At 67.3% G+C, this 23,617-nt stretch carries 25 protein-coding genes; 13 read left to right on the top strand and 12 right to left on the bottom strand.

Annotated features, from left to right (window positions below; translation table 11 throughout):
• Positions 1 to 73 precede the first annotated feature (73 nt).
• From VMT65_RS31870 to VMT65_RS31885, 4 genes are all read right to left on the bottom strand, one after another.
• On the bottom strand, positions 74 to 1,525 hold the full coding sequence (locus VMT65_RS31870; protein WP_326312233.1) for an ABC1 kinase family protein: 1,452 nt from the start codon (positions 1,523 to 1,525) through the stop codon (positions 74 to 76).
• 143 nt (positions 1,526 to 1,668) lie between these two features.
• Complete coding sequence (locus VMT65_RS31875; RefSeq protein ID WP_326312234.1) at positions 1,669 to 2,469, bottom strand: amino acid-binding protein; 801 nt, start codon at positions 2,467 to 2,469, stop codon at positions 1,669 to 1,671.
• 223 nt (positions 2,470 to 2,692) lie between these two features.
• Complete coding sequence (locus VMT65_RS31880; protein ID WP_326312235.1) at positions 2,693 to 3,028, bottom strand: TfoX/Sxy family protein; 336 nt, start codon at positions 3,026 to 3,028, stop codon at positions 2,693 to 2,695.
• A 39-nt stretch (positions 3,029 to 3,067) separates the two neighbouring features.
• A complete protein-coding gene (locus VMT65_RS31885; RefSeq protein WP_326312236.1) occupies positions 3,068 to 3,517 on the bottom strand; it encodes a DUF4345 domain-containing protein in 450 nt (149 codons plus the stop codon).
• 102 nt (positions 3,518 to 3,619) lie between these two features.
• Here VMT65_RS31885 and VMT65_RS31890 point away from each other — a divergent pair, with 102 nt between their 5' ends.
• Complete coding sequence (locus VMT65_RS31890; protein WP_326312237.1) at positions 3,620 to 4,228, top strand: TetR/AcrR family transcriptional regulator; 609 nt, start codon at positions 3,620 to 3,622, stop codon at positions 4,226 to 4,228.
• Positions 4,229 to 4,340: 112 nt separating this feature from the next.
• Positions 4,341 to 5,429 (top strand): glutamate--cysteine ligase, encoded by a 1,089-nt coding sequence (locus tag VMT65_RS31895; RefSeq protein ID WP_326312623.1) that lies wholly within the window; start codon positions 4,341 to 4,343, stop codon positions 5,427 to 5,429.
• Positions 5,430 to 5,450: 21 nt separating this feature from the next.
• On the opposite strand, the gene VMT65_RS31900 is transcribed toward VMT65_RS31895, so the two are convergent.
• From VMT65_RS31900 to VMT65_RS31920, 5 genes are all read right to left on the bottom strand, one after another.
• Positions 5,451 to 6,236 carry an LppU/SCO3897 family protein gene (locus VMT65_RS31900; RefSeq protein WP_326312239.1) on the bottom strand — a complete coding sequence of 262 codons (786 nt, stop codon included), beginning with the start codon at positions 6,234 to 6,236 and terminating at the stop codon, positions 5,451 to 5,453.
• 100 nt (positions 6,237 to 6,336) lie between these two features.
• A complete protein-coding gene (locus tag VMT65_RS31905) occupies positions 6,337 to 6,876 on the bottom strand; it encodes a DUF4333 domain-containing protein (RefSeq protein WP_326312240.1) in 540 nt (179 codons plus the stop codon).
• A 165-nt stretch (positions 6,877 to 7,041) separates the two neighbouring features.
• Complete coding sequence (locus tag VMT65_RS31910; RefSeq protein ID WP_326312242.1) at positions 7,042 to 7,668, bottom strand: MBL fold metallo-hydrolase; 627 nt, start codon at positions 7,666 to 7,668, stop codon at positions 7,042 to 7,044.
• Complete coding sequence (locus VMT65_RS31915; protein ID WP_326312624.1) at positions 7,668 to 8,753, bottom strand: S-(hydroxymethyl)mycothiol dehydrogenase; 1,086 nt, start codon at positions 8,751 to 8,753, stop codon at positions 7,668 to 7,670. Before VMT65_RS31915 ends, VMT65_RS31910 begins: the two co-directional genes overlap by 1 nt.
• 105 nt (positions 8,754 to 8,858) lie before the next feature.
• Positions 8,859 to 9,737 carry a LysR family transcriptional regulator ArgP gene (locus tag VMT65_RS31920; RefSeq protein ID WP_326312243.1) on the bottom strand — a complete coding sequence of 293 codons (879 nt, stop codon included), beginning with the start codon at positions 9,735 to 9,737 and terminating at the stop codon, positions 8,859 to 8,861.
• Between the two features lie 73 nt (positions 9,738 to 9,810).
• On the opposite strand from VMT65_RS31920, the gene VMT65_RS31925 reads away from it, so the two are divergent.
• The 3 genes from VMT65_RS31925 to VMT65_RS31935 all read left to right on the top strand — a co-directional run bounded on the left by VMT65_RS31925 (position 9,811) and on the right by VMT65_RS31935 (position 11,946).
• On the top strand, positions 9,811 to 10,428 hold the full coding sequence (locus VMT65_RS31925; RefSeq protein ID WP_326312244.1) for a LysE/ArgO family amino acid transporter: 618 nt from the start codon (positions 9,811 to 9,813) through the stop codon (positions 10,426 to 10,428).
• 187 nt (positions 10,429 to 10,615) lie between these two features.
• Positions 10,616 to 11,131, top strand: a complete 516-nt coding sequence (locus tag VMT65_RS31930; RefSeq protein ID WP_326312246.1) for a DUF2199 domain-containing protein — start codon at positions 10,616 to 10,618, stop codon at positions 11,129 to 11,131.
• 437 nt (positions 11,132 to 11,568) lie between these two features.
• The gene (locus VMT65_RS31935; RefSeq protein WP_326312248.1) at positions 11,569 to 11,946 is read left to right on the top strand and encodes a nitroreductase family deazaflavin-dependent oxidoreductase; all 378 of its coding nucleotides are present in this window, start codon (positions 11,569 to 11,571) and stop codon (positions 11,944 to 11,946) included.
• Between the two features lie 14 nt (positions 11,947 to 11,960).
• Here VMT65_RS31935 and VMT65_RS31940 read toward each other — a convergent pair whose 3' ends face one another.
• From VMT65_RS31940 to VMT65_RS31950, 3 genes are all read right to left on the bottom strand, one after another.
• Positions 11,961 to 12,743 carry a hypothetical protein gene (locus VMT65_RS31940; protein WP_326312250.1) on the bottom strand — a complete coding sequence of 261 codons (783 nt, stop codon included), beginning with the start codon at positions 12,741 to 12,743 and terminating at the stop codon, positions 11,961 to 11,963.
• Positions 12,744 to 12,829: 86 nt separating this feature from the next.
• Positions 12,830 to 13,855 (bottom strand): Gfo/Idh/MocA family protein, encoded by a 1,026-nt coding sequence (locus VMT65_RS31945; protein ID WP_326312251.1) that lies wholly within the window; start codon positions 13,853 to 13,855, stop codon positions 12,830 to 12,832.
• 11 nt (positions 13,856 to 13,866) lie between these two features.
• Complete coding sequence (locus VMT65_RS31950; RefSeq protein ID WP_326312253.1) at positions 13,867 to 14,871, bottom strand: LacI family DNA-binding transcriptional regulator; 1,005 nt, start codon at positions 14,869 to 14,871, stop codon at positions 13,867 to 13,869.
• A 272-nt stretch (positions 14,872 to 15,143) separates the two neighbouring features.
• On the opposite strand from VMT65_RS31950, the gene VMT65_RS31955 reads away from it, so the two are divergent.
• Genes VMT65_RS31955 through iolD form a run of 8 tightly spaced genes read left to right on the top strand, consistent with a single transcriptional unit; the run spans position 15,144 to position 23,487 of the window.
• A complete protein-coding gene (locus tag VMT65_RS31955; protein WP_326312254.1) occupies positions 15,144 to 16,046 on the top strand; it encodes a TIM barrel protein in 903 nt (300 codons plus the stop codon).
• A 19-nt stretch (positions 16,047 to 16,065) separates the two neighbouring features.
• Entirely contained in the window at positions 16,066 to 17,061 is a 996-nt protein-coding gene (locus VMT65_RS31960; RefSeq protein ID WP_326312256.1) for a substrate-binding domain-containing protein, read from the top strand.
• Between the two features lie 19 nt (positions 17,062 to 17,080).
• On the top strand, positions 17,081 to 18,136 hold the full coding sequence (locus VMT65_RS31965) for an ABC transporter permease (RefSeq protein WP_326312258.1): 1,056 nt from the start codon (positions 17,081 to 17,083) through the stop codon (positions 18,134 to 18,136).
• Positions 18,133 to 18,936 carry an ATP-binding cassette domain-containing protein gene (locus VMT65_RS31970; protein ID WP_326312260.1) on the top strand — a complete coding sequence of 268 codons (804 nt, stop codon included), beginning with the start codon at positions 18,133 to 18,135 and terminating at the stop codon, positions 18,934 to 18,936. The genes VMT65_RS31965 and VMT65_RS31970 overlap by 4 nt, the downstream gene beginning before the upstream one ends.
• Positions 18,937 to 19,875, top strand: coding sequence for a 5-dehydro-2-deoxygluconokinase (iolC, locus tag VMT65_RS31975; RefSeq protein WP_326312262.1), 939 nt, complete (start codon positions 18,937 to 18,939; stop codon positions 19,873 to 19,875). It begins immediately after the preceding gene.
• Positions 19,866 to 20,759: a Cgl0159 family (beta/alpha)8-fold protein gene (locus VMT65_RS31980; RefSeq protein ID WP_326312264.1), complete on the top strand. Its 894-nt coding sequence runs from the start codon at positions 19,866 to 19,868 to the stop codon at positions 20,757 to 20,759. Before iolC ends, VMT65_RS31980 begins: the two co-directional genes overlap by 10 nt.
• Complete coding sequence (gene iolB / locus VMT65_RS31985; RefSeq protein WP_326312266.1) at positions 20,756 to 21,646, top strand: 5-deoxy-glucuronate isomerase; 891 nt, start codon at positions 20,756 to 20,758, stop codon at positions 21,644 to 21,646. Before VMT65_RS31980 ends, iolB begins: the two co-directional genes overlap by 4 nt.
• Complete coding sequence (iolD, locus tag VMT65_RS31990) at positions 21,643 to 23,487, top strand: 3D-(3,5/4)-trihydroxycyclohexane-1,2-dione acylhydrolase (decyclizing) (protein ID WP_326312268.1); 1,845 nt, start codon at positions 21,643 to 21,645, stop codon at positions 23,485 to 23,487. Before iolB ends, iolD begins: the two co-directional genes overlap by 4 nt.
• Positions 23,488 to 23,617: the final 130 nt, after the last annotated feature.

A 23,617-nucleotide genomic window follows, 5' to 3' on the forward strand; every position in this document is an offset into this window, starting at 1 on the left:
GCGCCCGCTCCCCAGGGTAGTTCTGTCTGGGACAGTGATCAAGGCCTGGGCGGCAACGGTGCTCCGGTGCGGGTCAGCCCGCCGCGAAACCCTTGGCCGGAGCGCTCGCCCGGCGCAGGCGCACGGCATTGAGATCCGTCGGCTGGCCGGTGCGGACGCGATGGCGTTCCATGACCTCCCGGAATTCCGGTGACCAGCGCAGGATCTCGTCGCGCATGGGCCCGGTCGTGCCGAGTTGCGCGATCAGGCCGAGCAGGGTGACGAGTGCGCGCTGGAACGGCATGAGATACGCGGGCAGGCCGAGCTGTCGATAGGCATTGCTGAGCTTGGGGCTCATGGCATCCAGCGTGCGGCCCCGCAGCCAGGCGCTGTCCACACGGAAGGTGTCCGCGCGCAGGATCTCGGTGAACGGCATGAGCTTGGCGGCCAGACCGGCGCTGTCCAATCCGCGCGTGCCGTCGATGAATCCGTGCCTGCGCGCGAATTCGTCGAGTTCGGCCGGACCGCCATTGATCAGGGCGTCGGCGATATCGCGCACCAGCAGGGGGAATTGGGCCGGGGGCCATGCCGGACAGGCCCCGAAGTCCACCACGCCCAGTCGCCCGTCGGGCAGGACGCGGAAATTGCCGGGATGCGGGTCACCGTAGAGCAGTCCGGATCGTGGTGCGCTGGACCAGAAGAACCGGATCACCTGCATGCCGACTCGATCCCGTTCCGCCTGCGCGCCCGTGCCGATCACGCGCGAGAGCGGGATGCCGTCGAGCCATTCGCTGACGATCACGTCGCCGTGCTGCGCCACCACCCGCGGCACCCGGAAATCCGGATCGTCGGCGTAGGTCTGGGCGAATCGGCGCTGGTTCTGGGCCTCGGCCTCGAAATCGAGTTCCGCGCGCAGACATTCGGCCAGTTCGTCCACCACCGCCGGGCCGTCGGCGTGGGGGAGGAAGACCGGTGCCAGCCAGGCCAATCCGCGCAGCTGGCGCAGATCGCTGTCGACCGCGGCCCGGGCCCCGGGATACATGACCTTGACCGCCACCGCGCGACCGTCGTGCCAGATCGCCCGGTGCACCTGGCCGATGGTGGCCGCGGCGGCCCGCCGGTCGTCGAATTCGCGGAAGTGGGCGCGCCAGTCCGGGCCGAACGACTCCGCGAGCACGCCGTGCACCGTGCGCGGCAGCATGGGCGGGGCGGCATCCTGCAGGCGGCTCAAGGCGATTCGATACGGTTCGGCCAGGTCGGGCGGCAGGCCCAGTTCGTAGATGCCGAGGATCTGGCCCAGTTTGGCGGCGCAGCCCTTCAATTCGCCGAGCACCTCGGCCATGTGCTCGGCGGTGCGCAGCTGGATCTCGCGATCCACCTCGTCCGCGGGTCGTCCCAGCGCCCGCTTGCTCGCCCCGGCGACCTGTCGTCCGGCGAAGGCCAGCGGCACCGAGGCCAGCTTCGCGGAACGAACTGCCTTGCGGGCGGGCGGATTTCCGCCCGCGTCCCCATCCCCCCGTCGGGCACCGCCGCGCCGAAAACTCATCGATCAACCAACCCCTTGTGCGCGCGCACCGGTCGACATGCGCACGAGGAAGTCTGCCACGAAGTGAAACTCTGCGGTACGGAAAGCTGTCCGTCTCGGTACGCGGTCTCGAATAATGGGATACGCGAGGGGAAACCTGATGGTCAGGGCTGGTTGGCGGCGACCAGGGCCAGATCGGTGAGGCGATGGGCGCGGGCGATCTCGGCGGGGGTGAAGGGCTCACCGGTGCGCAGGAAGGTGATGGGTCCGTCCGGCAGGGCGATCTCGAGCAGCGTGCCGCCCGGCACCCGGTCGGGATCGGGGTCCGGAACGTATTGCGCGCCCAGCAGTTCGGCGATCACCAGCGGCAGCTCCTCGGGATCGGCGGCCACCCGCGCCGCCAGTCCCAGCGCCCGGGTCTGGCCGTCGACCAGCGTCAAGGCCGAGGCGGGCCAGATGCCGACCGCGATGCCGCCGGCCCGGGAGATCGCGTGGGTCAGCCGCGGCGGGGTGACCTCGGCGGGCGTGGACACCACCAGTTCGTCGAGCACCCCGTTCTCGAGATGGTGCACGTGCACGGCGAGAATATTGGCCCGCCGATCCGCCAGATGCTTCGCGAGCAATTCCAACCGCCCCGGCTTGTTGTCCAGCCGCACCCGAATCCGCCACAGCTGCTCCGCGCTGTCGAGCCGATGCCGATGCCGCAGCTCCGGACCGTGCAACCACCGCGCCAGATACCGCATGGCCCCGGGCTCGACCACCCAGATGACGAGAATCGTGGACGTAATGGCGAGAATCGAAACCGTTGCCAGATAAGACAACTCGAGATGAATGACCAGTGCGTGCAACGCCAACTCGACGGGCAGCACCGCCCCGAGCTTCGCCAACGCCATCCGCGTCCGCCGCGGATGGGGCAGACGACCACACACCTCACAGGCGAGCGCATGTACCTCGGTTTGCCTCATATTCACCACACTGCGCGACCGACGTTTCCCCCGTGTGCCGCGCTGTAAAGAAGCCATGACGGATACCGACAAACCCCCTGAGCCCCTACACAATTCAGTGAACCCAACCACACCCCGCCCCACCCTGTGCCCCGCCCCACACCCATTTGCCCCACCTCTGCCGCCCCGGCCATTCTCTGCAGCCGCACCTTCGAGGTCGGCGGGGGATGGCGTGGTGGACGGGCTACTTGGGCGGTAGCGACTTCGCGTATTCGACGCCGCGCCGGACCCATTCGTCGAGGGCGTCCTCATCGGCGACGGTCTCGCCGCTGACCCGCAGCCAGCCCGGCATCTTCTTGCCGCGCATCTCCATGGGCTCGACCGCGCCCGCCCGCAGGAGCGGTCCGGAGGTCTCCGGATTCGCGCGCACCAGCAGCCCGCCCTGCCCGCTGGCCGCCACCGCCATATTCCCGCCGACCAAGAACGCCAACCCCCCGAACATCTTCTTCTCGACCACGAGCGGCAGGTCGGGCCCCAGCGCATCCCGAATTCGGTCGGCCAACTTCTCGTCGTATGCCATACCCGGCATTGTGACCCAGGCCACCGACAACCAGGCGGATCAGTGCGTTGCCGAGGTCGAAGTCGGGGCTTGGGTCGGTTGCCGGGTGAGCGCGGTCAGGTCGGTGCGGATGGACCGGTCGGTGACCTTTTGTAGTAGGGCCGAATAGATCACGGGCGTCGCGAGTTCGACGACGATCATGGCGATGTAGAACCAGTGCGGCCAGCCGACGTAGGCGACGGTCAGCAGGCGCACCAGGCCGCCGACGAAGAAGATCAGCATCAAGAGGTGGATCAGTCCGGCGTGGCGGTCCAGATCCCGTGCGGCCCACAGGCATGCGATGCCGTAGGCCAGGAACAGCACCATCGAGAAGCGGACATCGCCGTCCAGCGTCGCGTTCGGGGTGTTCGCCCCGATGATCGTGCTCGGGCCGATGACGATGTGCGCCAGCGCGATGAGAATGTCGGCAATGCCGAAAATGATGAGATACCAACGCAATACGGATTTCACGGCCGTCCCTCACTGCGCTCGGCGAAGCTTAGTGTACGCGTGTCAACTAGATGCCTGCGAGCGTAACTCTGCTAGTGCACACGCGTCAACTATCGTGGAGCGATGCCACCGCGCCGCCGCCTCACCCCCGACCAGCGCCGCGCCGAACTCCTCGACATCGGCGCGCAACTCTTCGCCGAACTGCCCTACGAACAAGTGCAGATGGACCAGGTCGCCGACCGCGCCGGAGTCTCCCGCACCCTCGTCTACCGCCATTTCCCCAAGAAGAGCGCCCTCTTCGCCGCCATCTACCAGCGCGCGGCCGAGCAACTGCAGGCCGAGGTCCACCTCGACCCCGAACTCCCGCTGGCCGAACTCGTCGCCACCGGTCTCGACGCCCACCTCGACTACTTTGCCGCGAATCGCAATACCGTCCTCGCCGCGAATCGAGACCTCGCCGGCGACCCGGTGGTTCAGGCAATCGTCTTCGGCGACCACGCCGCCATGCGTGACGCAATGCTCGCCGCCACCAACGTCACGGGCCCCGACCGCAAGGCCCTGTCCGCAGTTCTCACCGCCTGGCTCATGTTCGTCCACACCCTCTGCCTGGAATGGCTCGAACACAACACCCTCACCCGAGACCAAGTCCGCACCACCTGCCTCTCCACTCTCACCGCCGCCCTAGCCCCCACATTCGCCCCCCAGCCCGAACCCTGGCCCACCACCATGTAATTCAGCGGGTCTCTTCTCGGCGTTTGCCCGCTGGATTGCATGTTCGTGGAAATCGGCCAGAGAGACCGCTCCGGCAGGTGTCGAGGGGGGCTTTATGAGGTACACAGGATGGGTGGAAGCCCCGCCGACCGTGGGTGTCGAAGAGGAGTTTCTCCTGGTGGATCCGCGCACCGGTGCGCCTGTCGGGAGAAATGCCGATGTGGTGCGGACCGCCGCGGATTTCGGCGTGGATCTGCAAATGGAGATCATGCGGTGCCAGGTGGAGACCAATACTCGCGTGCACACGAATACCGCTGATCTGCTTCGGGAATTGCGGGAGTTGCGGCGGGGTGCGGCGGCCTCGGCGGAGAAGAACGATGCGCTGCTGCTGGCCGCGGCGGTGCCGCCGAACGTTCCCGAGGAGCTCTCGATCACGGGGACGCCCCGCTATCAGCGGATCGCCGAGAACTTCGGGCGGCTGGCGCGCGAGCAGGGGCTGTGCGGGTGCCATGTGCACGTGGCGGTGCCGGACCGGGCGGCCGCGCTGCGGGTGAGCAACTTCCTGCGGCCCTGGCTGCCGCTGCTGCTCGCCTTGACCGCCAACTCGGCCATCTACCGCGGCGGCGAAACCGGTTATGCCAGTTGGCGAAACATTCTGTGGCGGCGCTGGCCCAGCGCCGGGCCGCCACCGCATTTCGAGTCGGTGCACGAGTTCGAGTCGGCCGTGGAGTCCATGCTGTCGCTGGGCGTCATCCTGGATCGCAAGATGGTCTACTGGGATGTGCGGCCCTCCAACACCTTTCCGACCGTGGAGGTGCGCATCAGCGATGTGCCCGCCACGGTGGAGGAGTCCGCGCTGCTGGCCAGCCTGGTGCGCGCCTGCGCAATGACCGCTCACACAACCGATTCCGTGCCGGTCATCGCGGAGGGCACACTGCGCGCGGCCTACTGGAAGGCCGCGCAGCAGGGCATCGACGGCGACGCCATCGATCCGGTGGACGGCAGCACCGTCCCGGTCGAGGACCTGCTGACCCGACTCATCGACCGAATCCGCCCCGCCCTGGTCCAATTGGACGACCTCGACTTCGTCATCAACGCCGTGGCCGCGCTGCTGAGTCGAGGCAATGGCGCGCGACGCCAACTCACCGCCTTCCGCGCACGCGGCGAACTCGGCGATGTGGTCGACGAACTCGCCGAGGCCACGGTGTCCTCCTGCCGGTAACCACTCGAGTTGCGGGCCGCGCTATTTGAGCTGCAGGCAGAGCGCGAAATCCTCGATCTCCGGGCCGCCGTTGAAGCTGGTCTTGTGCGTGATGATCACATCGGTGGCCGGGTACTTGTTGTCGCACTCGGTATCACCGGTCGGGCCGGTGGGCTTGGCCAGCACGGTCGCCTGCGCGCGCTGATCGCCGCACTCCACCACCTCGACCTTCGGGTGGTCGTCCTTGGCGATATCGCCGTTCTTGTCCCACACGCAGTCACCGACCTTGGCCGACTTGGCGTCATGCGCGGGCTGGGTCGTCGGCAGGGACGGAATCGACGGGATCATCGGAATACTCGGCACGGTGTAGCTGGTCGACGGCGGGTTGAGGTAGCTGTAGCTGTTGCGATTCGACGAACTGCCGCTGCTGTGCGCGCCGCTGTAGACGATGAGGCCGAGCACAATGAACGGCAGGAACAGACCGACGATCGCGGGCCGCTGCCACAGCGGACGCCCCGGATTCATCGGCAGCGAGGGCGCACCCGGAATCGGCGGTCCCAGCTGCTGCAGGCGTGCCCGATTGACCAGGTTGATCAGCAGGGTGACCGGATTGGCGATGATCGCTGAAATGGGACCCCACCAACCCTGGACCAGGCTGTCGCCGGTCATCTTTCGGAACGAGGCCAGACCGCAGTCGCGGCAATAGGGCCCCGGCAGTTTCCGGAACTGCATGATGAAGACCATGCCGCGGTGGGCGCGAAAATCGAGATCGACCGCGGGCGTGGAACCGCAATAGCGGCAATAGACGCCATTAGCCTGCGTGGACAAGCCGACAATCCCCCCTGGGTGAAGCTGGAAACCGCCGTATTGAAACACATCACTGTGACAATCGCAGATTCCAGCTGGGGCGCCCGTCCAGCATCTGGGATTACGGCATCGGCTGATCGTCGACGATCATGTCGTAATTGACCTTTGTGCCCTCGACATTGGTGGTTTTGGCGGTGACACCCCAACGGGTGCCGTCGGTTTCGGTGATGACGCAGCGGATGGTCGCGCCGGTCGCGCCGCGCAGGAGGCCGTTGCAGGTGGAAGACTGGGGGGCCGAACCTACCTTCTGCTGGTAGAAGTTCGAGACGCTGGAGGCCACGTCGTCGGGCGCGACGAAGGCGTCGGTGAGGTTCAGGTCGTAGTAGACGTCCTTGCCGTCCACCTTGGTGACCTTCGCGGTGATCGGCCACGTCTGGCCGTCGGCGGAGGTGACGCTGCAGGTCTGGGTGGCGTCCACCTTGGCGGGCAGGCTGCCGTCGCAGGACGTGGACTTGGCGTCCTCGTGTGATTTGTCCTTGTAGAAGCTTCCGACCTTGGTCTGTACATCGCTCTTGCTCACCGAGCCGGAACCGGACGAGGAGCAACCCGCGGCGAGCAGGGGGACACACATCAAAGCCAGAGCGGCTGTCAGCATTTTCATGAACAACTCTAGGCGCGGGTTCGCTGGGAAAATCCCCGGAATGAGCGTGCAAAACCGGCGAACCCGGCGTGTCCGGCACTGGCACGCCGTATTTGGGGGTTGATTAGGGTTTTTGACAGTGGTCCGGTCCGGGGCGAAACCCTGGACCGGACCACTGTCGGGGCGTCAGTTGACGCGACTGCGCCACTCGTCCAATTGCGGAGACTCATCGCCGATGGTGGTCGATTCGCCGTGGCCGGTGTGCACCAGGGTCTCCGGCGGGAGCGTGAGCAGGCGTTCGGCGATCGACTCGACGATGGTGCCGTAATGGGAGTAGGACCGACCGGTCGCTCCGGGCCCGCCCTGGAAGAGCGTGTCGCCGGTGAAGACCGCGCCCATGTCGGGCGAATAGAAGCAGACCGCCCCCGGTGCGTGCCCGGGCGTGTGCAGCACGTGCAGTTCGGTCCCGCCGACCGCGATCACCTGCTTGTCCGCCAACTCCCCGTCCGGGCTGACCTCCGGATGAGTGTGCCGCCACAGCACCATGTCGTCGGGATGCATGAGGACGGGAGCGCCTGTGGCCCTGGACAATTCGGGAGCGACCCGAATGTGATCGTCGTGCGCGTGGGTCACCAGGATGGCCTTGACCGTGCGGTTGCCCACGACATCGAGAATGGCCTCGACATTGTGCGGGGCGTCGATGACCACGCATTCCAGATCGTCGCCGACGACCCAGACATTGTTGTCCACGTCGAAGGTCTCATTGTCGAGGCTGAAGGTGCCGGCGGTGACGGCATGATCGATGTGCGCCATCAGAACACCACCACCGAACGCAGCACATCACCGTGATGCATCTTGGTGAAGGCCGACTCCACCTCGCCCAGATCGATGGTCTCGGAGACGAAGCCGTCGAGGTCCAGGCGACCCTGCTTGTACAGCTCGATCAGGTACGGGAAATCGCGCGAGGGCAGACAGTCGCCGTACCACGAGGACTTCAAAGAGCCACCGCGCGAGAAGAAGTCGATGAGCGGCATGTCGAGGGTCATGTCCGGTGTCGGCACGCCCACCAGCACCACGGTGCCCGCCAGATCCCGGGCGTAGAAGGCCTGCTTCCAGGTCTCCGGGCGGCCCACGGCATCGATCACCACATCCGCGCCGAAGCTGTCGGTGAGTTCCTGAACCCGTTCCACCGCATCCTCTTTCGCGGCGTTCACGGTGTGGGTGGCTCCGAATCCGGTGGCCCACTCCAGCTTTCGCTCGTCGATGTCGACGGCGATGATGGTGGTCGCGCCCGCCAGCTTCGCGCCCGCGATGGCGGCATTGCCGACACCGCCGCAGCCGATCACCGCGACGCTGTCACCGCGGCTCACCCCACCGGTATTGATCGCCGCGCCCAGACCGGCCATCACACCGCAGCCCAGCAGACCGGCCGCGGCGGGCGAGACGCTCGGATCCACCTTGGTGCACTGCCCGGCGTGCACCAGGGTCTTCTCGGCGAACGCGCCGATGCCCAGGGCCGGGGTCAGCGGCGTGCCGTCGGTCAGCGTCATCGGCTGTGCCGCATTGAAAGTGGAGAAGCAGTACCAGGGCTTGCCCTTGCGGCAGGCGCGACACGAGCCGCACACCGCCCGCCAATTGAGGATGACGAAATCCCCGGGCTCCACATCGGTGACGCCCTCGCCCACCGATTCCACGATGCCCGCCGCCTCGTGTCCGAGCAGGAACGGGAATTCGTCGTTGATGCCGCCCTCGCGGTAATGCAGATCGGTGTGGCAGACCCCGCAGGCCTGCACCTGCACCACGGCTTCCCCCGGACCCGGGTCCGGGATCACGATATCGGTGACTTCCACGGGAGCGTTCTTGGAGCGTGCGATGACGCCGCGCACGATTTGGGACAACGAATTTCCTTCCTGGCCGACCGCAATGCCCTCGACTATGGCATCCGACTCCGCCCACGTCATCTATTACCTTCGGTCACAGGGAACGAATCCGCTTGTGGCCTATCACAAGAGGGCTTGCGCGGCGGACTCGGCAATGGTCGTGGCGACCAGGCTCAGCGCGGGCGAATCCAGCTTCCACTGCTGCCAGTAGAGGGGGACGTCGATGAAAACCTTCTCGTCCAAGGGGACCAGATTGTCCTCGGGGCGAATCATAGCGTCCGGGATCATGCCCCAGCCCATGCCCACGCGGACCGCGTCATTGAATCCGGCCGAGGACGGAATGTAGTGGCGCGGGGGATCCACCGGCTTGCGGGTGTAGTGGCGCATGAGGCGAAACTGCAGGTCATCCTTGCGATCGAAGAGGACGACCGGCGCGTGCGCGAAGGATTTCGCGTTCGCGCCATCGGGAAACCAGGTGCGCGCGAATTCCGGTGCGGCCATGGGACGATAGCGCATCGCGCCCAGGCGGCGCACCGTGCAGCCCTGGACCGGGGCCGCGGTGGAGGTGATGGCGGCCATGACGGTGCCGTCGCGCAGCAGGCGGGTGGTGTGCTCCTCGTCCTCGCGGTGGACCTCGAAGCAGACGCCGCCGGCGGCGCGGCCGAGGGCGTCGATGACCCAGGTCTGCAGTGAATCGGCATTGACGGCAATGGGAATCACGACCGGGCGATCGGTGGGCTGATGCACGTCGCCGAGTTCGCGGGCGGTGTCGCTGGTGAGCAGCTGAATCTGGCGGGCCAGGCGCAGCACGGTGAGGCCCGATTCGGTGGGCTGCACCGGTTTGGTGCGCTGCACCAGGATCCGGCCCGCGGCATCCTCGAGCGCCTTGATGCGCTGGCTGATTGCCGAGGGAGTCACGCTGAGCTTGCGGGCGGCCGCGTCGAACGTACCCTCGCTGATGACGGCGTCGAGGGCGCGGAGTTGGTCGAGCTGCAGGTCCATATTAAGAAATCGTAATGGTGCCTCAGAATCTTTAGCTGGCCTGGTCCTGGACGGTTGTCCTAACTTCGGACGGGTGAACGCATCATCGGCGGCCCTGGCGGCCATCTCAGGACTCGGTTTCGGACTCTCCCTCATCGTGGCGATCGGCGCGCAGAACGCCTTCGTGCTGCGTCAGGGGATACGAGGTGAGCACGTCCTGCCGGTGGTCGCGGTATGCATCGCCTCCGATGTGATCCTGATGACGCTGGGTGTCGCGGGCTTCGGCGCGATCGTCGGCTCCGCCCCGATGATCATGACGATCGCCAAGTACGCGGGCGCGGCCTTCCTCCTCGGCTACGCCTTCCTCGCCGCCAAGCGCGCCTTCTCCGCCTCCGGCCTCGCCGCGGGCGGCGGCGCCCCCATCGCCCTGGGCGCGGCCATCGCCACCTGCCTGGCCGTCACCTGGCTCAACCCCCACGCCTACCTCGACACGGTCGTCCTCCTCGGCTCCTTTGCCAACACCTACGCCACCCCCGACCGCTGGTTCCTCACCGCCGGAGCCATCGCCGGCAGCCTGATCTGGTTCCTCTCCCTAGGCTTCGGCGCCCGCCTCCTCGCCCCCATCTTCGCCAAGCCGAAGGCCTGGAAGATCTTGGATTCCGTTATCGCACTGGTGATGACAGCACTAGCAGTCGGTTTGCTGGCCAGCTAGCTACGGCTGTTGCTGAACATCGCCGACCGTCCGGCGGTTCTGACCAAACGATGAAGCCGCCACGACTTCGATAGCGACCCATCATGACTCGGTGATTCACTCGGCGAAGGACTTCCATTTCGCTAGGAGTGACTCATGTTTCCCCCTTCTGACCGGTAGCGCTCGAGGATGACGCTAGGTTCCGGTCGTGACTTCCAGTTCCAGCTTCCGTTGCTCCTGCTGCGCGCAACCGCACGATGGCCCACCGCTCAGCTATGCGGCTCCCGCGCCCGTGTACTGGCACGCCGGCCTCGAGCATCAGCCGGGCAATATGCTCGAGGGTGAGCGGTGCGTTATTGGCGGAACGCATTTCTTCATCCGTGCACGCTTGGTTCTGCCGATCGTGGAGACGGGTGACGAGTTCGAGTGGGGTGTCTGGGTATCGGTCAGCGAGCAGAGCTTCGGTCGAATGTCACAGCTGTGGGACAAGCCGGAGCGAGTCGAAGAGCCACCGTATTTCGGATGGCTGGCCACCGAGCTGACCCCCTACGAACCGACGACACTGAACCTGAAAACCAACCTGCACACCCAACCCGTCGGCATCAGACCACTGGTCGAACTGGAACCGACCAACCACCCCTTGGCGATCGAACAATGCCTCGGCATCACCCTCTCCACCATCCAATCGATCGCCGAACGCCTCCTCCACCCGCCCATCCAATAGGCATGTCGTTGGCGAATGCTCAATGGGGGTAGCCGATTTCGACCATGTCCGGTCCCAGCGCGAGGAGGTCGACGTCGGGATCGAGTGCAGCTACGACCGCGACGAGCATGCATTTCAGCAGGTAAACGTCGAGAAGGGGTCTGCTGAAATGCATGCTCGTGGGGTGCGTACGGGGTGAGTGTCGCTGGCGGGGGTCAGTGCCTGCGGCTGAAGAAATCTGTGGCGGTGTACTCGGTGCTTGGCAAGTCGTTCAGGGCGGTTGCCAGCGTCAGCAGGGCAGGGGAAGTGGACCCATGGCTGCCTGCGGAAGTTTGGTGTCTCCATGCCGACGCCGTCCACCTGGCGCGTACACGCGACACCACCGCATCCTATGCGGATAGCGATACGTCTCCGCAACCGGCGAGATCTGAACTGGCACCGGCGGTAGTGTCGGCGGCATGCGGATTCGTCGTTCGGTTGCGAGCTTCAACAAGTACGTCACCAACCGCATACAGGGGCTCTGGGCGTGGTTGGTGCCGCCGTGGGCGGTGGTGCATCACACGGGTCGGTTGTCGAAGCGGGCGTTCGAGACGCCGGTTGTGGGGTTCAATACTCCGGAGGGGTTCGCGATTCCGATTCTCTATGGGCCGCAGAGCCATTGGGTCAAGAATCTGCTGGCCGCGGGTGGGGGTGAGATCCAGCGGGGCGGCAGGCGTTACAAGCTGGTCGATCCGCGGGTCGTCCCGGCATCGGAGATCACCGCGAAGGGGATCGCGGGCCTGTACACCCGGGCCGGAGACTCGACGCTGGTCGCCACGCTCGGCGAGCGCGTGTAGGGCACACAGTGGGGTCAGGAGCCGTATTGCCAGGCTCCGATGTAGTTGCTGCCGTTGGAGCCCGAGGTGGGCAGGCAGTAGACGGCTCGGCCGGTGGTGGATTTGGCTATGACGTCCTTTTTGAGGTTGCAGATGGAGCCGGGGTCGTGGGTGCCGGTGGTCAGGGTGCCGGGGCTGTCCCAAATGTAGGTGGGGGTGGTGGATCCGGCTTTGCGGGTGCAGACCAGTTGGGTGCCGGTGGGAGAGTAGGCGAAGGTTCCGGCCTCGGCGGTGTTGCAGGGCAGGCCGACCGAGGGGCGGCTGACGGGGAGCCAGCGGGTGTGGGAGTCCGCGGCCACGTCGCAGGTGAGGACCGTGCCGTCGGGGGTGACGGTGGTCTGGCCGGGCTGGTCGCAGGCGGCTTGGGCGGCAATCGACGTGGTGGTCGTGGTGGTCGAGCTCGAACTGGCCGAAGTGGTGGTGTCGGAGGTGGAGCCCGAGTCGGAGGAGTTCGGTGTGGTGGTGACGTGCGCCGAGCTCGGGGGCGGGGTCAGGACGACGCGCGGCGTGGTGGGGCCGGTGGCGTTGGGGGCGGCATTCCAACCGCCGTGACCGGAGACGAGCAGGAATCCGATGGCCAGCACCGCGACGACAATGGTCGCGCTCAGCCCGATAATGGCGTATTTGCTGGCCTGCGAGCCTTTTCGGCCGCCACCGTATTCCGGCTCGTCGTCGCGGATGGCCTCGAACACCTCGGTGTCCTGCGTCCACAGCCGATCGTTCGGTCGATAGCCCGGAGGTATCGAATTCCCGTTCATCCCAATAGCTCTCGTTCGGTGGTCCCGCTGTGATCACCGGGCTATCGGAGAATAAACGTGGATGCCGCCCCGCGGTAGCCGAAGTTTCAGCGGCGGATGTCGGATAGCCGAACCGGCTTGCCCTGATGCCGCGACAATTCGCAGGCTTCGGCGATGTAGAAGGCCTCGAGGGCATCGGCGGGCGGGCACGGATTGGCCGTCCGACCGGTGATGACACCCAGGAAGGTGACGAGTTCTTCGGTGTAAGCCCCGTGGAAGCGATCCATGAATCCGGGGTAGGCGGGCAGCGCCGAGGGCGGATAGCCGGGCTCGACCGAATGCAGCGGGGCCCGCTCGTCCAATCCGACGATCGCGTTGCCGGTGGAGCCCAACACCTCCAGCCGCACGTCATAGCCCGCGCCGTTGTAGCGGGTCAGCGAAACCGTGGCCAGACAGCCGTCGTCCATTCGCAGCACGACCGCGGCGGTATCCACATCCCCCGCGTCGGCGAAGAACTGCTCACCGCGATTGGCCCCGGTCGCGTACACCTCGACCACCTCCCGCCCGGTGACCCACCGAATAATGTCGAAATCGTGCACACCGCAATCCCGAAACAGCCCACCCGAGCGCGGAATGTATTCGGCGGGCGGCGGCGCGGGGTCGAGCGTGGTGGCGCGCAGCGTGTGAATCCAGCCCAGATCACCGGCCGCGATGGCGGCCCGCGCCGCGCGATACCCGGCGTCGAACCGCCGCTGGAACCCGATCTGCACCGGCACATTCGACCGCTCGACATGCTGAACCACCCGCAGCGTCCCGGAAATGTCGGCGGCGATCGGCTTCTCGCAGAACACCGGGATGCCCCGATCCACGGCCGCGGTGATCAGCGCCGGATGCGAATCGGTGGCGGTGGTGATGACCAGCCCGTCGATATCGGCCGCGAACACCGCGTCGATATCGGCCGCGAACTCCACCTCCAGCTTGTCGGCGGCGGCGCGGGCGCGCTCGGTGTCGGCGTCGGTGACGATGACCCGGCCCACGCCGGGTAGCGATTTCAACGTTTCGGCGTGGGAGGTACCGATGCGGCCGGTACCGGCCAGACCGAGGGTGACCGGGGCGGCCGAGGTCGAGGACATGATGGCTCCTGTCAGTCGCGGGGTGGGGCGGTGGTCGAGCGGACGACCAGAGACGGCTCCAGACGTTTGCGCAGCGGATCGGCGCGCTCCGCGCGCAGCCGTTCGTTGAGCGCCTCGACGGCCAAGCCGCCGATGCGTTTGCGCGGTTGATCGATGGTGGTGAGGGCGACGTGCCGCAGCGCCGCCAGCGAGGTGTTGTCGTAGCCGACGACCGAGACATCGTCCGGCACCCGCAAACCCGCCTCCTCGAGCGCGGCCATCGCGCCCACGGCATTGAAATCGTTGCCGCACACGAGTGCGGTGGGAAAGCTGCTGGGGGAGAAGATGTTCAGCAGTTTGCGCACGGCCGCCGCGCCCGCCTCGTCGGTGTGCTCGCTGGGAATCACCATGGGCTCGAGGCCATATCGGGTCATGGCGGCGGTGTAGCCCTTGCGGCGCGGCGGCGCCGCGAAGGCCGCGCCGCCGTCCAGGTGCACGATGCGCCGATGCCCCAGGGCCACAAGGTGATCCACGGCCAACGCCGCGCCCAGCTCGCCATCGTCATTGACGGTGTCGACCGCCGGGCTGGTGGAGGTTCGCGAGACCAGCACGATCGGGCACCGGCTGGCGGCGTCGCGAATCGCGGCGGCGGGCAGCACCGGTGAGAGCAGGATGATCCCACCGGGCCGGAACGCCAGCAGGCTTTCCAGCGCCGTGCGTTCCCTTGTGGCACTGCGGCGTCCGGTATTGAGGATGAGTTCCAGCCCCGCCTCCTGCGCCGCCTCGTCCATGCCTTCGACGACATCGGCGAAGAAGGGATTGCGCAGGTCCGACACCATGACCCCGACAATGTTGGAGGTACGGCTGGCCAGCGAGCGGGCCATGGCGTGCGGCTGATACCCGAGTTCGGCGGCCGCGGCCAATACCGCGCGTCGCCGATGCTCGCTCACCTTGGGCGAATTGCGCATGACCAGCGAGACCAGGGCCCGGGAGACGCCCGCCCGAGCGGCGACATCCTCCATGGTCGGTCGGGTCATGCTCGCCTCCGCGCGGCTGTCGGGGTGGTCGGATCGGTGTGTGTCGCACGCTACAGCGTTGCCATGGCGCGAGGCAATAGAGCGCTCTAATCGGATATTCGGGGCACAACTTCGGTGCTCATTTGCGCTGGAAGGCCGTGTTTTCCGTGAATACACAGCACTTTTCAGCGCATGTTGGACTCTTGACACCGGAGTGAGCCAGGTTACATTGTTGGAGCGCTCCAATGACGGGCGCCTCGCAAGAGGGCAAACGACGGGTCTGGGAAGTGCCGATGACCGAACAGCTCCATTCACTGCGTATCGCTGCCGCGCCGATCTCCTGGGGAGTCTGCGAAGTCCCCGGGTGGGGACACGTGCTCGAGCCGACCACGGTCCTGGCCGAGATGGCGGGTCTCGGCATCACGGCCACCGAATTCGGACCGCCGGGGTATCTACCCGAGGACCCGGTCGAACTACGAAAAGCGCTGAGCGCCTACGGGATCGATCCGATCGGCGGTTTCCTCGCCCTGGCGCTGCACCGTGCGCCGAGCACCGCGCTGGCCGCGGCCCGCACCGCCGCCGCGCTGTTCGCCGCCGCCGGTGCCGAGATCCTCGTGCTGGCCGCCGCGACCGGACACGACGGTTACGACACCCGCACCCCGCTCACCGATCACGAGTGGCGAACCCTGGTGGACACCGCCGCCTCGGTCGGCGATATCGCCGCCGAACACGGTCTGCGCGTTGCCCTGCACCCGCACGTGGGCACCCACGTCGAGACGGCCGCGGAGGTGGACCGCTTCCTCGCCGACTCCGATCTGGACCTTTGCCTGGACACCGGGCACCTGCTGATCGGCGGCACCGACCCCGTCGAGCTGGCCCGCCGCCACGCCGACCGCATCGGACACATCCATCTCAAGGACGTCCGCGCGGCCTTGGCCGCCGAAGTGCGCAGCGGCGCTGTCGAATACAGCGAGGCCGTGCGCCGCGGCATCTACGTCCCCCTCGGTGCGGGCGATGTCGATATCGCCGCGCTGGTCCGGGAGGCGCACGCGGGCGGCTACCGCGGCTGGTACGTCATCGAGCAGGACACCGCGCTGGCCCCCGGCGATTCCGCCGAGATTCCCACCGCGAACGCTCGAGAAAGTCTGCGACACCTGGCCGAGATCGACGCCGGTCTCGCCTCGGCTCGGATTTAGTGGGGAGGTGAAGACGACGATGTCCGCGAATCCCCACGCGCGCCGCCCCCGGTGGCTGCGCTTCGCGCCCTGGCTGGCCGCGGCGGCCGTACTGTCCGCCTGTAGCGGCCCGGGTGCCGACGTCACCGGACCCAGCCAGGCCCCGGCCGCGGTCGGGACCCTGAAATCCGTGGCCGTGGTGACCCACGGTTCTCCCGGTGACGCCTTCTGGAATGTGGTCAAGAACGGTGCGGAGGCCGCCGGGAAGGATCTCGGCGTCCGGGTCGAGTACAACTCCTCGGGCGATCCGACCCAGCAGGCCAAGCTCATCGACAATGCCGTGGCCCAGGGCGTCGACGGGCTGGTGGTGTCCATGGCCAATCCGGACGCCTTGAAGCCGTCGGTCGAAAAGGCCGTCGCCGCGGGCATTCCCGTGGTGACCATCAACTCCGGCGAGGCCGAATCCGTCCAGTTCGGAGCCATCGGCCATGTCGGCCAGAGTGAGCGCATGGCCGGTGAATCCGCCGGTAAGCGCCTCGCCGACGCCGGAAAACACAAGATGCTGTGCGTGATTCACGAGGCCGGAAACGTTGGCGCGAACGAGCGTTGCGCCGGTGCCACCCAGGGCTTCGGCACCGCGACCACCCTGCAGGTCGATATCAACAATCCGACCGATGTGCAGTCCCGCATCAAGGGCGCGCTCGAGGCCGATCGGTCCATCGACGCCGTGCTCACCCTGAATTCGCAGATCGCCGCCCGCGCGGTGGACGCGGTGAAGGAGTCCACCTCGCAGGCCACCGTGGCCACCTTCGACCTGAATTCCGATGTGGTGAACGCGATTCGAGCCGGATCGCTGTTGTTCGCGGTGGATCAGCAGCAGTACGAGCAGGGGTATCTGCCGGTGGTCATGTTGAAGCTCTACAAGTCGAACCTGAACACCGTGGGCGGCGGCCATCCGGTGCAGACCGGTCCGGCGTTCGTGGACAAGTCCAATGTGGAAGCCATTGCCGCGCTGGTCGGCCAGGGCACACGGTGAGCGGCCGGGAGTGAATGACATGACTGCTACGACAACGACATCCGAGACGACACCCGCCCCGACGCCGCCGGACCGGCTGGCCATTCTGAACCGGCTGGTGGCCCGCCCCGAGGTGGGCGCGCTGCTGGGCGCGGTGGTGGTGTTCCTCTTCTTCACCGTCATCACCTCGAAATTCGTGAAGCCACTGGGCATTTCGACCTGGCTGGACGACGCCTCGACGCTGGGCATCATGGCGGTGGCCGTGGCGCTGCTCATGATCGGCGGCGAATTCGACCTGTCCACCGGCGTCATGACCGCCTCGACGGCGCTGATCACCGGCCTGCTCGCGGTGCACGCGGGCTCGAATGTGTGGCTGGGACTTGCGGTTTCGCTGGTCTTCGCGCTCACCGTCGGCGCGCTCAACGGCTGGGTGGTGATGCGGACCGGGCTGCCGAGTTTCATCGTCACCCTGGGCACCTTCCTGGCGTTGCAGGGCTTGAATCTCGGTGTGACCCGGTGGGCAACCGGCACCGTGCAGGTGTCGGGCGTGCGTAGCGCTTCGGGGTATCAGTCCGCCGGTTGGGTTTTCGCCTCCACCACCAAGATCGGCGGCGCGAGCATTCAGGCGTCGGTGGTGTGGTGGATCGTGGTGACCGCCATTGCGGCAATCGTGTTGGTGCGCACCAGGTTCGGCAACTGGATCTTCGCGGTCGGCGGCTCACTGCCGACGGCCCGGGCGGTGGGCGTGCCCGCCACCCGCACCAAGATCCTGCTGTTCATGACGACGGCCTTCGCGGGCTGGATCGTGGGCGCGTGCAATCTGTTGCGCTTCGCCAGCGTGCAGGCCAATCAGGGTGTGGGACTGGAGTTCCAGTACATCATCGCGGCGGTGATCGGCGGCTGTCTGCTCACCGGTGGCTTCGGCTCGGTGGTGGGCGCGGCCATCGGCGCGCTCATCTTCGGCATGGCGCGGCAGGGAATCGTGTTGGCGGGCTGGAACAGTGACTGGTTCATGCTGTTCCTGGGCGTGCTGCTGTTCTCGGCCGTGCTGGTCAACAACGCATTCAAGAAGCGGGCGGAAAGGGTACGCCGATGACCGAGCAGACGAAGCAGGCGGCACAGCCGTTGATCGAAACGATCGGCATCGGAAAGAGTTACGGCGGCGTGGTGGCGCTGCGAGACGTGTCGACGGTGGTGAATCCGGGCGAGGTTACCTGCGTCCTGGGCGACAATGGCGCGGGCAAATCGACGCTGATCAAAATCCTGGCGGGCGTGCATCAACACGACAGCGGAGAGCTGCGCATCGAGGGTGAATCGCGCCGATTGGCCTCCCCGCGTGAGGCTTTGGACCTGGGCATCGCCACGGTGTACCAGGACCTCGCCGTCGTGCCGCTGATGAGTGTGTGGCGCAATTTCGTGCTCGGCTCCGAACCCACCAGGAACTACGGCCCGATCAAGCTGCTGGACCGCAAACAGGCCCAGGACATCACCCGAAAAGGGCTGGTGGACATGGGCATCGACATCGCCGACCTGGAACAGCCGGTGGGCACGCTCTCCGGCGGCCAACGCCAATGCGTGGCCATCGCCCGGGCGGTCCACTACGGAGCCAAGGTGCTCATCCTCGACGAGCCGACCGCGGCCCTGGGCGTGAAGCAGGCCGGTGTGGTGCTCCGCTATGTGGTCCAGGCCCGCGATCGCGGCCTGGGCGTCGTACTGATCACCCACAACCCCCACCACGCCTACCCCGTCGGCGACCGCTTCCTCCTCCTCAAGCGCGGAGCCATGCTCGGCAGCTACGAGAAGTCCCAGATCGACCTCACCGAACTGACCCGCCAAATGTCCGGCGGCGCGGAACTCGAGGCGCTGCAACACGAGCTGGAACGGGTTGTGTCGTAAATGAATTCGTTGGAGGTGTTGACGATCGGCCGGGTCGGGGTGGATCTGTATCCCGAGCAGAGCGGGGTGTCGCTCGCCGAGGTGCGCACGTTCGCGAAATCCCTTGGCGGGACGGCGACCAATGTGGCGGTGGCGGCGGCGCGGCTGGGGCGCCGCGCCGCGGTGCTCACCAAGGTGGGGCCGGACGGGTTCGGGGACTTCGTGCGGGAGGCATTGGAGGGGTTCGGGGTTTCGGCGCGGTACGTGGGTACGGCGGCTCAGTTGCAGACGCCGGTGGTGTTCTGTGAATTGAAGCCACCCGCGGATCCGCCGTTGCTGTTCTACCGGCTGCCCATCGCACCCGATCTCACGCTGACCGAGGACGAAACACCCTGGGATGTGGTGGATTCCGTGCCGCTGCTGTGGGTGACCGGGACCGGTGTCAGCGCCGAGCCCGGTCGCTCCACCCAGCGGGCGATTCTGGAACGCCGGGCCCGGCGCGGGCACACCGTGCTGGATCTGGACTACCGGCCCATGTTCTGGCCCGATGTGGAGACCGCGCGCACCGAGATCGGCTGGATGGTCGATCACGTGAACGTGGTGGTGGGCAATCGCACGGAGGTGCAGGTGGCCGTCGGCACCGCCGATCCGGACGAGGCCGCGGACCGCCTGCTGGCTCGCGGCGTCCGGCTGGCCGTGGTCAAGCGCGGCGCGGAGGGCGTGCTCATCGCCACCGAATCCGAGCGCTGGACCGTGCCGCCCTGCCCGGTCGAGGTGGTATGCGGCCTCGGCGCGGGCGACGGTTTCGGCGGCGCGCTCATTCACGGGCTGCTGTCCGGCTGGGACCCGCACCGGCTGGCCAGCTACGCCAATGCCGCCGGGGCGCTGGTGGCCTCGCGGCTGGCCTGCGCCGACGCCATGCCGACCGATGCCGAGATCGAGGAGATGCTGTGCAGCTGACCGACGCGCGCTGGTACGACCTGCTACACACCCGCGCCACCGACCCCGAGGCCGTGCGGCGTGCCTACGCCGACCGGCGTCGACGGCCGAACCTGTTGTCGGACAAGGGAACACTGTTCCTGGTGGCCGCCGACCACCCGGCCCGCGGAGCGCTCGGGGTCGGCGCGGACCGCACCGCCATGGCCGACCGGCGCACCCTGCTGGAACGCCTGCTCATCGCCCTGGCCAATCCGGCCGTCGACGGGGTGCTCGGCTCCCCGGACATCGTCGAGGAACTGCTGCTCCTCGACGCCGTCCACGACAAGATCGTCATCGGCTCCATGAACCGCGGCGGCCTGGCCGGCGCCGACTGGGAGATCGACGACCGCTTCACCGGCTACGACGCCGAATCCCTGGTCAAATACCGCCTCGACGGCGGCAAAATGCTACTCCGCCTGGTGGATTCGGACCCCGGCACCATCCCCACCCTGGAAGCCTGCGCCCGCGCGGTCTCCGAACTCGCCGAACACGGCCTCATGGCCATGGTCGAGCCCCTGCCCTACGCCCGCGACACCACCGGCCAACTGATCATGCACAAGGACGCCGCCTCCCTCCAACGAGCCATCACCGTGGCCTCCGGCCTCGGCGTCACCTCCGCCTACACCTGGCTGAAAATCCCGGCCCCGGAGGATGTCTCGGTGCTCGACGCCACCACCCTCCCGGTCCTCATCCTCGGCGGCGCACCCTCCGGCGACCCCGACGCCGACCTAACCTCCTGGGGCGGAGCCCTCCGCCACGACGTGGCCCGCGGTCTGGTGGTCGGCCGCAGCCTTCTCTACCCACCCGACGGCGATGTCGCGGGCGCGGTTCAGGCAGCGGCACGGGTATTGGAGGCGGCGCGATGAAGGATCTGCATCGACCGGCTGGGACCCTGGCGGATTCGCGTGATCCGGTGCTGTTGACACCCGAGGAGGCCGGGTGGAACTACACGGGCCTGCGGGTGTTGCGGCTCGACGCGGGGGAGCGGCGGGTCCTGGAAACCGGGGAATTCGAGGCGTTCGTGCTGCCCCTGGCCGGGGCTTGCACCGTGCGGGTCGATGGGTTGGTGTTCGAACTTGCAGGCAGGGACTCGGTTTTCACGCGGGTCACCGATTTCGCCTATGTGCCGCGCGATGCCGAGGTCGAGTTGTTCAGCGCGGGCGGCATCGACCTCGCATTGCCTATGGCGCGGTGCGTCAATCGGCTGGAACCGAAATATGGCCCCGCCGACGAGGTTCCGGTGGAAGTGCGCGGGGCCGGGCGGGCCACGCGGCAGGTGACCAACTTCGGTACGCCCGGGGTGTGGGAGCACGCGGACAAGCTCAATGCGTGCGAACTCATTACGCCGGACGGGAATTGGTCCTCCTATCCGCCGCACAAGCATGACGAGGCGTCCGAGTGCGAGGTCGTGAACGAGGAGATCTACTACTTCCGGATCGCCGGGCGGGACGGAATCACGCCGGACCGTGCGGGATTCGGGATGCACCGCACCTATACCGCCGACGGCTCGCTCGATGAGAATGTCGCGGTTCGCGACGGCGACGTCTTCCTGGTGCCGCACGGGTATCACGGGCCCTGTATCGCCGCGCCCGGCTACCCCATGTACTACCTGAACGTCTTGGCCGGTCCCGCGCCGGAGCGATCGATGGCCTTCTGCGACGACCCCGCGCACGCCTGGGTGCGGGCGGGGTGGGCGGACGAGCCCTTGGATCCGCGGTGCCCGGTCACCTCCCACGAAGGACGGCTCGTATGAAGCTCACGACCGCGCAAGCGCTGGTGTCCTGGCTGATCGCGCAGCGGGCGGAAACCCTCGACGGCCGCGAAGTCCCCTTGTTCCCAGCGGTTTTCGGCATCTTCGGGCACGGCAATGTGCTCGGCCTCGGCACCGCCCTGTCCGAGCGTCGCGCCGAGATTCCCGTCTGGCGCGGGCACACCGAGGAGGGCATGGCCCTCGCGGCGGTCGGTCTGGCCAAGGCCACCCAGCGGCGACAGGTCGGCATCGCGACCTCCTCGATCGGACCGGGCGCGTTGAACATGGTGACGGCCGCCGGTGTCGCGCACGCGAATCGGCTGCCGCTGCTGCTGTTGCCCGGCGACACCTTCGTCAGCCGCGCACCCGATCCAGTGCTGCAACAGGTCGAGCACTTCGACGATCCGACGCGCACCGTGAACGACGCCTTCCGTGCGGTGAGCCGGTATTTCGACCGCATCACCCGACCCGAGCAACTCATCGCGACCCTGCCGCAGGTCGTGCGCGTGCTGACCGATCCCGCCGACGCCGGGCCCGTGGTGCTCGCCCTGCCGCAGGATGTGCAGGCCGAGACCTACGACTTCCCCGACGCCCTGTTCGAACCAGTGGTGCACCGCGTCCCCCGCCCGCGACCCGATCAGCGCATCCTCGCCGAGGCCGCCCAGGTGCTGCGCGACGCCGAACGTCCACTGCTCGTGCTCGGCGGCGGAGTCCGCTACTCCGGCGCGGGTGACAGCGCCCTGGAATTCGCCGTGCGTCACGGCATCCCGGTCACCGAAACGACCGCGGGCCGCACCCTCATCCCGCACGACCACGCGCTGTACGCGGGCCCGCTCGGCATCACCGGCGCGGCCTCGGCCAACACCCTGGCCGCCGAGGCCGACGTGGTCCTCGCCGTCGGCACCCGCCTGCAAGACTTCACCACCGCGTCCTGGACGGTCTTCGCCCCGGAAGTCCGTATCGTCCATATCAATACGGCCCGCTTCGACGCGGTCAAACACGGCGCACTCGCCGTCGTCGGCGATGCCGATGCGACCCTGCGCGACCTCGAACCCGAACTAGGGGACTGGCTGGCCGATTCCGACTGGACGGCCCGCGCCACCGCGGTCCGCACCGAGTGGGACGCCCACATCGACAAACTCCGCGCCCCCGCACCCGGTCAGCCCAGCTATGCCCAGATCGTCGGCGTCGTCAACGAGCTCAGCGGCCCCGCCGATTACGTCATGACCGCCTCCGGCGGCCTGCCCGGCGAACTCGTCGGCGGTTGGCGCGCCCACGGCGGCGCACCCACCATGGACGTCGAATACGGCTTCTCCTGCATGGGTTACGAACTCGCCGGAGCCTGGGGAGCCGCCATGGCCCACCCCCGCGGCCTGGTCACCACCCTGCTCGGCGACGGCTCGTACCTCATGCTCAATTCCGAACTGTTCTCCGCCGCCTTCGCCGGGCACCCCTTCGTCGCCGTGGTGTGCGACAACGACGGCTACGCGGTCATCGCCCGCCTGCAGGAGGGCCAGGGCGCGGACCCGTTCAACAACTTCTACGCCGACTGCCGCACCAATCACGCCGACCCGCCCCGCGTCGACTTCGCCGCCCACGCCCGGTCGCTGGGCTGCTCGGTGTTCACCGCGGGCGAACTCGCCGAATTCCGCGACGCCTACGCCCGCGCCCGCACCGCCGCCACCGCCGAACAGCGCCCCGCCGTGGTGGTCGTGGGCACCCGCCCGTCGACCTGGACCGAGGCCGGGGCCTGGTGGGAAGTGGGTGTGCCGCAATACCTCTCGGGCCGCGCCGACTACGACCGCAGCAAACCCCGGCAGCTGCGCTACACCCGACCGAGTTGATCGCTCCCAGGTTGCGGTGGTGATCGTAAATCCGGGCATACCGCCGTCCGGGTGACCCGAGCTCCCAATTTGTGGCAGACTCGGCGCAAACACAAGGCGGCCGATCGATGGCGGTATTCATTGATCGGTG

Origin of the sequence: Nocardia sp. CDC153, assembly GCF_035818515.1 — a bacterium.
GTDB lineage: Bacteria > Actinomycetota > Actinomycetes > Mycobacteriales > Mycobacteriaceae > Nocardia.

Bases quoted from the DNA above. Each gene is read 5' to 3' on its own strand.
- VMT65_RS31875 (WP_326312234.1), bottom strand. From the start codon at position 2,469: ATGAGGCAAACCGAGGTACATGCGCTCGCCTGTGAGGTGTGTGGTCGT.
- VMT65_RS31970 (WP_326312260.1), top strand. From the start codon at position 18,133: ATGACCGAGCAGACGAAGCAGGCGGCACAGCCGTTGATCGAAACGATC.
- VMT65_RS31890 (WP_326312237.1), top strand. From the start codon at position 3,620: ATGCCACCGCGCCGCCGCCTCACCCCCGACCAGCGCCGCGCCGAACTC.
- VMT65_RS31940 (WP_326312250.1), bottom strand. From the start codon at position 12,743: ATGAACGGGAATTCGATACCTCCGGGCTATCGACCGAACGATCGGCTG.
- VMT65_RS31870 (WP_326312233.1), bottom strand. From the start codon at position 1,525: ATGAGTTTTCGGCGCGGCGGTGCCCGACGGGGGGATGGGGACGCGGGC.
- VMT65_RS31905 (WP_326312240.1), bottom strand. From the start codon at position 6,876: ATGAAAATGCTGACAGCCGCTCTGGCTTTGATGTGTGTCCCCCTGCTC.
- VMT65_RS31920 (WP_326312243.1), bottom strand. From the start codon at position 9,737: ATGGACCTGCAGCTCGACCAACTCCGCGCCCTCGACGCCGTCATCAGC.
- VMT65_RS31910 (WP_326312242.1), bottom strand. From the start codon at position 7,668: ATGGCGCACATCGATCATGCCGTCACCGCCGGCACCTTCAGCCTCGAC.
- VMT65_RS31960 (WP_326312256.1), top strand. From the start codon at position 16,066: ATGTCCGCGAATCCCCACGCGCGCCGCCCCCGGTGGCTGCGCTTCGCG.
- VMT65_RS31945 (WP_326312251.1), bottom strand. From the start codon at position 13,855: ATGTCCTCGACCTCGGCCGCCCCGGTCACCCTCGGTCTGGCCGGTACC.
- iolB (WP_326312266.1), top strand. From the start codon at position 20,756: ATGAAGGATCTGCATCGACCGGCTGGGACCCTGGCGGATTCGCGTGAT.
- VMT65_RS31935 (WP_326312248.1), top strand. From the start codon at position 11,569: ATGCGGATTCGTCGTTCGGTTGCGAGCTTCAACAAGTACGTCACCAAC.
- VMT65_RS31950 (WP_326312253.1), bottom strand. From the start codon at position 14,871: ATGACCCGACCGACCATGGAGGATGTCGCCGCTCGGGCGGGCGTCTCC.
- iolC (WP_326312262.1), top strand. From the start codon at position 18,937: ATGAATTCGTTGGAGGTGTTGACGATCGGCCGGGTCGGGGTGGATCTG.
- VMT65_RS31965 (WP_326312258.1), top strand. From the start codon at position 17,081: ATGACTGCTACGACAACGACATCCGAGACGACACCCGCCCCGACGCCG.
- iolD (WP_326312268.1), top strand. From the start codon at position 21,643: ATGAAGCTCACGACCGCGCAAGCGCTGGTGTCCTGGCTGATCGCGCAG.
- VMT65_RS31955 (WP_326312254.1), top strand. From the start codon at position 15,144: ATGACCGAACAGCTCCATTCACTGCGTATCGCTGCCGCGCCGATCTCC.
- VMT65_RS31880 (WP_326312235.1), bottom strand. From the start codon at position 3,028: ATGGCATACGACGAGAAGTTGGCCGACCGAATTCGGGATGCGCTGGGG.